10 protein-coding genes and 1 pseudogene are annotated in these 10,461 nt (G+C 71.7%); 6 read left to right on the top strand and 5 right to left on the bottom strand.

Translation table 11 applies throughout. The features are described from left to right. Positions 1 to 1,664, bottom strand: a 1,664-nt coding sequence (locus ABFX54_RS50670; RefSeq protein ID WP_346114396.1) for an ATP-binding protein, incomplete at its 3' end; no start/stop codon positions are given. Positions 1,665 to 1,828: 164 nt separating this feature from the next. On the opposite strand from ABFX54_RS50670, the gene ABFX54_RS50665 reads away from it, so the two are divergent. From ABFX54_RS50665 to ABFX54_RS50650, 4 genes and pseudogenes are all read left to right on the top strand, one after another. Next, positions 1,829 to 2,185, top strand: coding sequence for a VOC family protein (locus tag ABFX54_RS50665; protein ID WP_346114394.1), 357 nt, complete (start codon positions 1,829 to 1,831; stop codon positions 2,183 to 2,185). Positions 2,186 to 2,222: 37 nt separating this feature from the next. After that, positions 2,223 to 2,849 (top strand): glyoxalase, encoded by a 627-nt coding sequence (locus ABFX54_RS50660; RefSeq protein WP_346114393.1) that lies wholly within the window; start codon positions 2,223 to 2,225, stop codon positions 2,847 to 2,849. A 125-nt stretch (positions 2,850 to 2,974) separates the two neighbouring features. Continuing rightward, positions 2,975 to 3,409 (top strand): annotated as a pseudogene (locus ABFX54_RS50655) (hypothetical protein); the annotation flags it as partial. A 232-nt stretch (positions 3,410 to 3,641) separates the two neighbouring features. Continuing rightward, positions 3,642 to 4,193 (top strand): molybdopterin-binding domain-containing protein, encoded by a 552-nt coding sequence (locus tag ABFX54_RS50650; protein WP_346114391.1) that lies wholly within the window; start codon positions 3,642 to 3,644, stop codon positions 4,191 to 4,193. A gap of 73 nt (positions 4,194 to 4,266) precedes the next feature. Here the strand turns inward: ABFX54_RS50650 and ABFX54_RS50645 are convergent, their stop codons facing one another. The 3 genes from ABFX54_RS50645 to ABFX54_RS50635 form a co-directional block, all read right to left on the bottom strand. Then, a complete protein-coding gene (locus ABFX54_RS50645) occupies positions 4,267 to 5,469 on the bottom strand; it encodes a cytochrome d ubiquinol oxidase subunit II (protein WP_346114389.1) in 1,203 nt (400 codons plus the stop codon). Next, positions 5,462 to 6,805 (bottom strand): cytochrome ubiquinol oxidase subunit I, encoded by a 1,344-nt coding sequence (locus tag ABFX54_RS50640; protein WP_346114388.1) that lies wholly within the window; start codon positions 6,803 to 6,805, stop codon positions 5,462 to 5,464. Before ABFX54_RS50640 ends, ABFX54_RS50645 begins: the two co-directional genes overlap by 8 nt. 117 nt (positions 6,806 to 6,922) lie before the next feature. Next, positions 6,923 to 7,765 carry an SAM-dependent methyltransferase gene (locus tag ABFX54_RS50635; protein WP_346114386.1) on the bottom strand — a complete coding sequence of 281 codons (843 nt, stop codon included), beginning with the start codon at positions 7,763 to 7,765 and terminating at the stop codon, positions 6,923 to 6,925. Positions 7,766 to 8,114: 349 nt separating this feature from the next. Between ABFX54_RS50635 and ABFX54_RS50630 the strand changes: the two genes are divergently transcribed. Continuing rightward, positions 8,115 to 8,321 (top strand): cold-shock protein, encoded by a 207-nt coding sequence (locus ABFX54_RS50630; protein WP_106245888.1) that lies wholly within the window; start codon positions 8,115 to 8,117, stop codon positions 8,319 to 8,321. A 210-nt stretch (positions 8,322 to 8,531) separates the two neighbouring features. Then, the gene (locus tag ABFX54_RS50625; protein ID WP_346114384.1) at positions 8,532 to 8,762 is read left to right on the top strand and encodes a hypothetical protein; all 231 of its coding nucleotides are present in this window, start codon (positions 8,532 to 8,534) and stop codon (positions 8,760 to 8,762) included. Positions 8,763 to 8,948: 186 nt separating this feature from the next. On the opposite strand, the gene ABFX54_RS50620 is transcribed toward ABFX54_RS50625, so the two are convergent. Continuing rightward, positions 8,949 to 10,388, bottom strand: coding sequence for an N-acetylmuramoyl-L-alanine amidase (locus ABFX54_RS50620; protein ID WP_346114383.1), 1,440 nt, complete (start codon positions 10,386 to 10,388; stop codon positions 8,949 to 8,951). Positions 10,389 to 10,461 lie beyond the last annotated feature (73 nt).

The following is a 10,461-nucleotide window of genomic DNA, read 5'->3' as shown; positions in this document are numbered from 1 at the left end:
GCGGCCGCGGCCGGGGGGAGCATCGAGGGGGCGACGGGGGGGTGGGTCGGGAGTTCGGCCGCCTGTTCGTAGCGCCGCTGGGACTCACCGGTCAGGTTGCGGGTGAAGGTCAGCTCCGCCAGGCGCCGGGCCAGGTCGCAGGCGCCGGCGCGCTGGTCCGGCTGGTCGGCCGCCCATGCCAGGGCCGCGCGGAGGTCGTCGGCCACCAGGTCGAACCTGGCCCGCCAGTCCTGCCGCGCCACCGCCAGTCCGGCGGCCTGGGCCAGGCACCAGCGCAGGTGCCTGGTTCGGGCGTCGGCCAGTTCGCCGGTCTCGGTGAGGCGTTCCGTCCCGTACTGGCGGATGGTCTCCAGCGCGCGGTACTCCGTGCCGGCGGCGGAGGCCGTCACCGTGAGCAGGCTCTGCTCGGCGAGCCGGGCCAGTCCGTCGGCGACCAGGCCCTCCTCCACCCCGGTCACCTCGGCCGCCGCCGTGACGGTGAACGGCGACACGAACACCGACACCCGCCGCAGCAGCGCCCGGTCGGACGGATCCAGCAGGGCATGGCTCCAGTCCAGCGCCGCCCGCATCGAACGGTGCCGCTCGTCGGCCCGCGAGCCGCCGGTGAGCATCCTGAGCGGATGGGACAGGGCCGCGGTGATGCCGTCCAGCCCGAGCGTGGGGTATCGGGCGGCGGCCAGTTCGATCGCCAGCGCCATCCCGTCCAGCCGCTCGCAGATCACGGAGATCCGTTCCCTGAGCGACGCGCCAGGAACGGAGTCCGGCACCGGATCATCGATCCTGGGATCCAGCGTGCGGGCCGGCTCGGGATCGGTTCCGGGGGCCGGTGTGAGGGCCGCGGTTCCGGGGGTCGGTGTGCGGCCGGGCTCAAGATCGGTTCCGTGGTTCGGGGCGGGGGTGAGGTTCAGGGGGTGGCCGGCTGCCGCGGCTCGTTCCAGGAACAGGGCGACCGCGTCCGAGCCGCCGTCGGTGCTCAGTGAGAGGCGCGGGACCGGATACACCCGTTCGAACGGGACCATCAGCCGGGCCCGGCTGGTGGCCAGCACCGTCACACGGGGGCAGGCCGCGAGCAGTCGTTCGAGGAACAGGGCCACCCCGTCCACCACCTGCTCGCAGTTGTCCAGGATGAGCAGGGCGTGCCGGTCGCCCAGGGCGGCGAGGACGGACTCGGTGAGGTCGCGGCCGGGCTGTTCGCCGAGGCCGAGCGCGCCGGCGACCGCGGTGGCGATCATGCCGGGGTCGGCGACCGGGACCAGGTCGACGAACCAGACCCCGTCGGGGTGGTCGCCGGCGGCGTCCGCGGCCACGGCCAGTGCCAGCCGGGTCTTGCCCACCCCGCCGGGCCCGACGGCGGTGACCTGGCGGTGGGTTCTGATGAGTTCGGTCAGCCTGGCCCGCTCGTTCACCCGGCCGACGAACGAGGTCAGCGGAGCCGGCAGACCGGGGGCCGGGCGTGAGGGGCCGGAGCCGGGCGGCTCGGGTGCGCGCTGGGCCAGCGCCCGCCGGTCCGGCGCCTCCAGCTTGCGCAGCAGCGAGGAGACGTGGCTCTCCACGGTACGGACCGAGATGCACAGCCTGGCCGCGATCTCGGCGTTGCTGAGATGGGCACCGACCAGCTCCAGGACCTCGGCTTCACGAGGTGATATCTCCGCTTCTGCCAGCACCGTCCTAGTTTGCCGTATCCGTTGGCGCCACTCCCCCGTGCATCCGTAGTGCGAATCCGTGGTCGGTTCCGTGGTCGCCACGGATGTGGGAGGACCGGCCCGGGCGCGAGGCTGAGGGCACGAAGACAGCGGGCCGGCGACGGCCCCGACCGCAAGGAGCGACCATGACCACCTCGTCCCCCCAGGGCATCAAGACCGTGCTGCACCCCGTCTCCGACCTGGCGAAGGCCAAGGCCGTGTACGCGGCCCTGCTCGGCGTCCAGCCGCAGACCGACGCGTCCTACTACGTCGGCTTCGATGTCGCCGGCCAGCACATCGGCCTGGTGCCGAACGGCGGGCCGCAGGGCATGACGGCGCCGGTGGCGTACTGGCACGTACCGGACATCGAGGCGAAGCTGGCCGAGCTGACCGCCGCCGGCGCCACCGTGCGGGAGCCCGTGCACGAGGTCGGCGGCGGCCGGGTGACGGCCACCGTGACCGACCCCGACGGCAACGTCCTCGGGCTGCTCCAAGACCGGTAAACACCCCCACATCACGACAAATCTGGAAGGACCAGCCATGACCACCATGTTCGCCTCCGTCACCCTGGAGACCCCCGACCCCGCGTCCGCGGACGCCTTCTACGCGGCGTTCGGCCTGAGCCCGTACGTGAGCGTGCGCGCCTCCGACGCGCCGGCGGCCGGGTTCCGCGGGTTCGCGCTGTCCCTCGTGGTCTCCCAGCCGGGAGACGTGGACGCCCTGGTCGGCGTCGCACTCGACGCCGGCGCCACGACGCTGAAGCCGGCCACGAAGGGGTTCTGGGGGTACGGCGCCGTCGTCCGCGCCCCCGACGGGACGATCTGCAAGATCGCCACCTCGAAGAAGAAGGACTCCGGGCCCGTCACCCGGCGCATCGACCAGGTCGCGCTGCTGCTGGGCGTGGCGGACGTCAAGGCCAGCAAGCGCTTCTACGTCGATCGCGGCCTGGCCGTGGCCAGGAGCTTCGGCGGCAAGTACGTCGAGTTCGACACCCCGTCCTCGGCCGTCACGCTGGCGCTCTACCCGCGCCGCGCGCTCGCCAAGGACACCGGCATGCCCCAGGAGGAGGGCACCGGCTCGCACGGGATCGTGATGGGCGGCGCCGCAGGTCCCTTCACCGACCCCGACGGTTTCGTCTGGGAGGCGGAGGCGGCGCACGCCCTCTGACGTGCGGTGATGTCTTCCGGGCCGGCCAGCGGGTAGGTGACGTCGCGTTGACACGCTCCCCCGCGGGCAGGGCCGGACGCGGTGGCCCCCGGGCCGCCGTGCCCGCCGATCGGAGGGACTTTGAGATGACATCGCCGGCTGACGGGGCGGCCCGACGCCGAGCGGCGGATGCTGGGCGGGGCGCGTCGCGCAGCGTGGCGCTCGCCGAGCTGTCCCGGTGGAACGACCACGACCTGGAGGCCGTGGGGCGGCTGGCCGAGCCGATGTCGTACGACCCCGGCAGCGACACGTACCGGCCCATCCCGTGGGAGGAAGCGTTCGCCCTGGTCGGCGAGGCGTTGCGCGGGCTGGACAGCCCGCATCGGGCCGCGTTCTACACCTCGGGGCGGCTCGGGAACGAGGCGACCTTCCTCTACCAGCTCTGGGTCCGCGAGTACGGCACGAACAACCTGCCGGACTGCTCCAACATGTGCCACGAGGCGAGCGGCCGGGCGCTGACGGCGGCGATCGGCACCGGCAAGGGCACGGTCGACCTCAACGACTGGGAGCAGGCCGACGCGATCTGGCTGATGGGCGACAACGCCGCGACGAACGCGCCGCGGATGCTGACGTGGCTGGCCGAGGCCGACCGGCGCGGCGCGCAACTCGTTCACGTCAATCCGCTGATCGAGGCGGCGTCGCGGCGGACGATCGTGCCGCACGAGTTCATCGACATGGCGACCTTCCGTACGACGAGGACCGGCACGATGAACGTCCAGGGGCCCCTGGGCGGACCTGGTCAGCGGGCCGGGCGTGGAGGAGGAGGCGATCCGCCGGCTGGCCGACTCCTATCTGCCGTCCGAACGGGTGATCATCGCCTGGTGTCTGGGCCTGACGCAGCACGAGCACGGCGTCGACACCATCAGGGAGATCGTCAACGTGCTGATGCTGCGGGGCAACCTCGGTCGCGAGGGAGCGGGCCCGTGCCCCGTCCGCGGGCACAGCAACGTGCAGGGCAACCGCACCTGCGGCGTCGACAACCGTCCCGGCGCGGCGTTCCTCGACCGGCTGGCGGAGGTCTGCGGGATCGATCCGCCGCGCGAGCCGGGCCTGGGCACCGTGGGCGCGATCGAGGCGATGCGCAGGGGCGAGGTGAAGGTGTTCGTCGCGCTCGGGGGCAATTTCGCGCCGGCCACGCCCGATCAGGCGTACACGTTCGAGGCGCTGCGTACCGGGCCGTCCGCTACGAGATCCCGCCGGGGTGCGCCGCAGGCTACATGCCGGAGCTCAACGTGCTGTGCGGGATCGCCGACGTCAGTACGCAGAGCGCCCCACCCATCACGAAACACCTGGTCGTGGAGGTGACGCCCGCGCGAGGCCCCGGCACCGGCCGGCTGACGGCGGCGTTCCAGCGCGGGGCGGTGTGTCGCCGCCCCTGTCAGGGCTCCGCCGCCGCGAGGGTGAACGTGGCCACGGCGCAGGCGACCAGCAGGATCACGCCGACGGCGAGGACCCAGCCGGGTCCGGCCAGGACGGTCATGGCGACGCCCAGGACCAGCGTGGCCCCGGCGAACGCCGCGTGCCGGGAGCGCGCGACACCCCGTCCGGCGGGCCGGGCGGTGGGCTCGGCGGCGGCAGGGGTCGCGCCGTGGTCGAGGTCGCCGCGCAGGAAGAGCCGGAACAGCAGGAACAGCGCCGGAAACAGCACGACCACCCCGATCACGGCCGTGACGACGACGGCCGTCAGGGTCGAGTGCCCGGCCGCGGCCTGGTCGAGCGTGAGCCCGCGCAGCACGTACGGCCGCTGCGCCAGGGCCCAGCCGGCGACCATGGCCGCGACGGCGAGCGCCGCCGAGGCGCGGGCAGGGCCGAAGCGGTGCCGCCAGACCAGCGCCAGGGTGGCCAGGCCCGCCAGGCCGGAGACGGCGACCATCACCGCGCCCCCGTCGCTGGTCAGCCCGGCGGACAGCGCGGGCGCGTCGTACCGGACGACGATGAGCCCGGCCAGGGCGATCGCGCCCGCGCAGCCGCCCGCGACGAGGGCGCGGTTACGGAAGGCCGGCTCCAGCGGCTTGGACCCCAGCCGGCCCGCGTCGGCCGCCAGGTAGACGGCCGACAGATAGGCGCCGGCGGCGACGGCGAGCGCGCCGATGAGCACCGAGGTGGGGTTCAGCCAGCTGGTGACCAGGTCTCCCGCGGCGTTGCCGACGGGGACGCACCCCGAGGCGATCCCGCCCGCGACCGTGCCCAGCGCGAACGGCGTCAGGATCGACGAGAGGGCGAACAGGTACTCGACCGGCCGCTCGCCGGGAGCGCCGTCGAGCTGGCCGCGCAGCGCGTAGGAGGCGCCGCGCAGGATGATCCCGACGGCCGCGATGAACAGCGGCACCGCCAGCGTGGACATGATCGAGCCGAACGCGACCGGGTACGCCGTCCAGCACACGACCAGCACGAAGACCAGCCACACGTGGTTGGCCTCCCAGACGGGCCCCATCGCGTGCCGCGCGTGATGGCGCAGGTCGTCGCCGCTCCCCCGCCCGCCGGCCAGCAGCGTCCACAGGCCCGCGCCGAAGTCCGCGCCCGCCAGCACGGTGTAGGCGGCGAGGCCGGCGAGGATGAGCAGCATCGGGATCTCAGTCATGGTGCTCCTCCAGCGGCACGCGGCTGAACCGGTGCAGCAGCCACCAGACCCCGCCGGCGAGTCCCAGGTAGACGACGATCAGCGTGCCGTAGCCGATGGGGATGCCGGACGCGCCGGTCACCGCCTGGCCGGTGCGCATCACCCCGTACACGACCCAGGGTTGCCGCCCGACCTCCGTGGTGACCCAGCCGGCGAGGAGGGCGACGACCGACAGGGGCCCGGCCGCGACGACCGCGCGGTAGAACCAGGGCGAGCCGGGCAGCCGTCTGTGGCGCAGCCGTACGTAGAGGAAGACCACGCCGAGCAGGGCCAGCAGCGAGCCGATGCCGATCATGCTCTGGAAGGCGATCCTGACCACGTTGACCGGCGGGAGGTCCTGCGCCGGCACCGTGTTCAGGCCGATGACCGTCGCGTCGGGGTCGTGGAAGGCGAGCAGGGACAGCAGGCGCGGGATCTCGATGCCGTGGACGACCTCGGAGCCGTCGTACCAGCCCAGCAGGTGCTCGGACGCGCCGCGCGTGGTCCGCCCGAGCCCTTCGAGCGCGGCCAGCTTCACCGGCTGGTGCCGGGCGATCTCGCGCGCGGCCCAGTCGCCGATGACGATCTGCAGCGGCGCGGCGACCGCCGCGGCCGACAGCGCGACGGTCAGGGCCGTGCGGTGGTAGCGGCTCCAGCGGCCGCGCAGGAAGCCCCACGCGTACGGAACGGCGATGAGGAAGCCGGCGACGATGTACCCGGCGAAGTACATGTGCACGAACTCGTGCCAGAAGAACTCGTTGGCGAACAGCGCCGACCACGGGCGCGCCTCGACGGCCCGGCCGTCCCGCAGCACGAAGCCGCCGGGATGGTTCATCCAGCCGTTGACGGAGATCACGAACCACGACCCCGTGATTCCGGCGGCCACCACCGGGATGCCCATGAGGAAGTGCGTGCGCGGACGCAGCCGGTCCCAGCCGTAGACGTAGATCGCGATGAAGATGGCCTCGATGAAGAACGAGAAGCCCTCCATGGTGAAGCCGAGGCCGAACACGTTGCCGAAGCTCGCCATGAAGCCCGGCCACAGCAGCCCCAGCTCGAAGCTGAGGATCGTGCCCGTCACGACGCCGATGGCGAACAGCGCCAGCATCACCTTGGACCAGCGCCGGGCAAGCGTGCGGTAGAGCTCGTCACCGGTCCGCAGCCAGCGCCACTCGCAGAACAGCACCATCGCCGGGAAGGCGATGCCGAAGCACACCAGCGGGATGTGCACGACGAACGACAGCGCCTGCATCTGCCGGGCCTCGAACAGGTACTCCTGGTCCACTGCCGCGAACGCGCCCGCGACGACCGTGATCATCCGCACTCCCCCTCGCTGTACGCGGGGGAGGTCAGGACTGCGTACGGCCCTGTTGCCGCAGGTTACGCCGCGGGTGGGGGTGAGAGGGCGTTCTCGTGTGGTGTGTCGCGGTTTCGCTCAGCCGGACCGTGGGGCTTCGAGCGGGACGCGGCCGACGCCGCCGAGGATGCCGCCCTTGTCCAGGCCGGGGGCGATGATCGGGTCGTCGTTGCGCCAGTCCTGGACCGGCACGAGGCCGGGTTCGAGCAGTTCCAGCCCGTCGAAGTAGGTGCGCACCATGGCGCGGTCGCGCCAGTGCAGCACGCCGGAGGTCGTGCGCCGGTAGACCTCCTCGGTGCCGGCCTTCCGCTCGCCGGAGCTGTACCCCTCCTCCACGTACGCGTGCGAGATGATCAGATGGCTGCCCGGCACCAGCGGCTCGCGCAGGGTCCTGACGATACCGGCCACCTCGTCGTCGTCGGAGAGGTAGTGGAACAGCGCGACGGCCAGGACCGCCACCGGCTCGCTGAAGTCGAGGTGGCGGGCGGCGGCGCCGAGCAGGCCCTTGGGGTCGTGCGCGTCGCCTTCGACGATCACCGTGTGGGGGTCGCCGGTCAGCAGCGCACGGGCGTGGACCAGTACGACCGGGTCGTTGTCGGAGTAGACGACCCTGGCGTCGGGGATGATCCGGTGGGCGACCTGGTGCACGTTGTCCTGGGTGGGCAGGCCGGTGCCGATGTCGAGGAACTGGCGCACGCCGGCCCTGGCGGCCGCCTCCACCGCGCGGACCAGGAAGCCGCGGTTCGCCCGCGCCATCTCCCTTACGTCGGCGCCGCCCTTGCTGCTCAACTGCAGGATGCGCTCGGCGGCTTCACGGTCGGCGGGGAAGTTGTCCTTGCCGCCCAGAAAGTAGTCGTACATCCGGGCGACGGTGGGGACGTTCGGGTCGATCTTCCCCGTGGGTCGCTCACTCTCGGTCACGCGTCACCCTTCTCTGCCTTATGACCGCATCTTAGGGGGGATCGCCGTTCTGTGATCGGATCTTTCGCGGTCTTCCTCCCGGTTTTCCGCCGGACCCGGGCGTTCAGGACGGGGTCCCCCGAGACGGGTCGCGACGCGACGGACCGCTTCGGCGGAAGGCGGTGCCACACCTGTGATAGAGTTCTACACGTTGCAGTTATGGCACCCATAGTGACTTTGCGCGCCTGACAGATGTGATCTGCAGGCGCGTTTTTCGTTTACCGGTCTTCTCCGGATGGGCTCATCGCGGCGACACGAGATCCGCGCGGTGCGGATTCTCTCGTTCCTGCAATTTCTGAAGGAGATCGACATGGCTACTGGAACCGTGAAGTGGTTCAACTCCGAAAAGGGCTTCGGCTTCATCGCGCAGGACGGCGGCGGCGCCGACGTCTTCGCGCACTACTCCAACATCGTCTCCAACGGTGGCTACCGCGAGCTGACCGAGGGTCAGAAGGTGTCGTTCGACGTCGTGCAGGGTCAGAAGGGCCCGCAGGCGGAGAACATCGTAGCCGCCTGATCAGGCGAGCAGCATGAGGGCGGGCCCGCACCCTTCGGGGGGCGGGCCCGTTCTCGTTCCTCCGGCGGGCCGTTCCAGGGTCACGGCGGGCAACCGGAAGGTCTGCTTACCGGCACTTCTCGGCCGGCTTCGCCGGGCCAGGGTATGAATTCCACCAGTATCTGATGGTTTCGGTCGCTTTATCTCCCGGTAAGGACCATAATCAAGCCAATGAGGCCCTATCAAGCCGCCACCCGGCGCCAGCTGCCTACCAGCCCCTTCAAAGTCCCCGACGTGCCCCCGCCGCCGATTGAGCAATTCGTCACGGGCGACCAGGTGAGTCACGACAAATACGGCCTTGGCCGCGTGATCGCCGTGCACCAGGACGTCGCCGTGATCGTCGACTTCGGCTCGGAGACCTACCGGCTGACCGCACCGTACGCCAAGCTCGAGAAGCTGTAGTCACCGCGCGCGACCACTGAACGCCGTCGGCACCGCGCGATCCGCAGGCGCGGTGACCAGCGCACCGCAGGCGACGGAGCCGGCGCAGGCGCGGTGATGCCGTGATGTCGTGGTGCCGTGCGATTTGTGCTCCGAGCGAGCGAAAGGCGGGCACGGGCCGCAGCCCGCACCCGCCCCCCAGTCGTCCTAGCCGCAGTGCTCGGACGGACTGTCGTAGACGTTCGTCCCGGCCTTGCCGCCCCACTTGACGCACTGGCCGGCCGCCGAGGCACGCACCGGGCCCGCGTAGTAGGCGAAGTTGCCGCTGTCGGTGACGCGAGCCTTGCCCTTGACCTCCAGGTACGCGCTGGTCGCGCTGGCCGTGCCGATCGAGGTCTTCTTGATCGTGGCCACGCAGTTGTAGCCGTTGGCCGTGTTGTAGAGCAGGTAGACCGTGCCGGCCGAGCCCAGGGCGGCCGAGTCGATCACCTTGTAGCCGCTGCCGCACACCGATTCCGGCGTGTGCGGGTTGGTGGGGCTGCCGCCGCCACCGGTGACGTACTGCATGTACGTGTTCCAGTTCCAGTTGCCGCCCGGGTCGGTGTGGTCGGTGCCCGGGACCTGGCTGTGGCCGACGATGTGCGTGCGGTCCTTGGGGATGCCGTACCGGTCGGCGATGTTGCGGGTCAGCGCGGCCGAGGAGCGGTACATCGCGTCGGTGAACCACGAGGCGTCGTTCACGAAGCCCTCGTGCTCGATGCCGACCGAGCGCCGGTTGTAGTCGCCGGCGTGGAAGGCCCGGTCCTTCTCCCGCACCATCTGGGTGACGGCGCCGTCCGACGAGCGCACCACGTAGTGGGAGCTGACCTTCGCGGCCGGGTTCTGGAACCAGGAGATCGTCCCGGCGTAGGAGCCCTGCGCCACGTGGATGACGATCCGGTCGATCGTGTCGCTGGACGGGCGGCTGGACACCGCGTAGTTGGCGCTGTTGGCCGCCACCCACGTCGCCTGCGGGTAGTCGACCGCGGCGGCGGCGAGCGTGCTGGGGCCGTCCAGGTCCTTGGCCTTGGCGTACGCGCCGCGGTCGGGCTCGACGGTGCGCGGTTTGACCGTGACGCTCTCGCCGCCGGTCGTGGTGGCGCGCACGCCCTGCGCCATCAGGTCGTAGACGGTGTCGGCGTACAGGCGGGCCACGTCGGGGGAGGTGGCGCCGCCGTAGCGGGCGACGGCGCCGTACCAGCGGGCCGGGTCCTTGCGGGCGGCGGCGTCCAGGCCCTGCTTGTCGGCGTGGGCGCGCAGCACGGCCGCCCCGCCGGCGATGTTGGCGGCGTCGTCGCTCTTGAGCGCGGAGACGGGCCGCTCGGTGAGCTTGGCCGCGCGCTCCAGCGTGCGGGAGGTGACCAGGTGCATCACGCCGTAGCCGCCGCTGGCGCTGGGCTCGCCGGCGTGTCCGTCCAAATGGGTCTCGGCGTAGGCGAGGGAGACCAGCAGGTCACGCGGCACCTCGTACGTGTCCGCCGCCTTGGCGAACGCCCCTGTCACGGGCTCCGCGGCGGACGTGGCCGCGGCGGGATGGCCGATCAGCAGCGAGGCGGGGATCAGCGCGCCGGTCAGCAGCACGGCTGAGCGGCGCAGTCGGGCTCGCACAGTGTTCTCTCCTCAGGAAGGAAACGGGGGTGTGGTCCGGGAACGCCGGCGCGGGGGGCGCGCCCGCGCGTTT

Source organism: Nonomuraea maheshkhaliensis, from assembly GCF_039529435.1.
In the GTDB taxonomy this organism is placed as follows: domain Bacteria; phylum Actinomycetota; class Actinomycetes; order Streptosporangiales; family Streptosporangiaceae; genus Nonomuraea; species Nonomuraea maheshkhaliensis.
This window is presented reverse-complemented; position numbering and strand designations above follow the sequence as displayed.

Bases quoted from the DNA above. Each gene is read 5' to 3' on its own strand.
- ABFX54_RS50665 (WP_346114394.1), top strand. From the start codon at position 1,829: ATGACCACCTCGTCCCCCCAGGGCATCAAGACCGTGCTGCACCCCGTC.
- ABFX54_RS50660 (WP_346114393.1), top strand. From the start codon at position 2,223: ATGACCACCATGTTCGCCTCCGTCACCCTGGAGACCCCCGACCCCGCG.
- ABFX54_RS50645 (WP_346114389.1), bottom strand. From the start codon at position 5,469: ATGACTGAGATCCCGATGCTGCTCATCCTCGCCGGCCTCGCCGCCTAC.
- ABFX54_RS50640 (WP_346114388.1), bottom strand. From the start codon at position 6,805: ATGATCACGGTCGTCGCGGGCGCGTTCGCGGCAGTGGACCAGGAGTAC.
- ABFX54_RS50630 (WP_106245888.1), top strand. From the start codon at position 8,115: ATGGCTACTGGAACCGTGAAGTGGTTCAACTCCGAAAAGGGCTTCGGC.
- ABFX54_RS50625 (WP_346114384.1), top strand. From the start codon at position 8,532: ATGAGGCCCTATCAAGCCGCCACCCGGCGCCAGCTGCCTACCAGCCCC.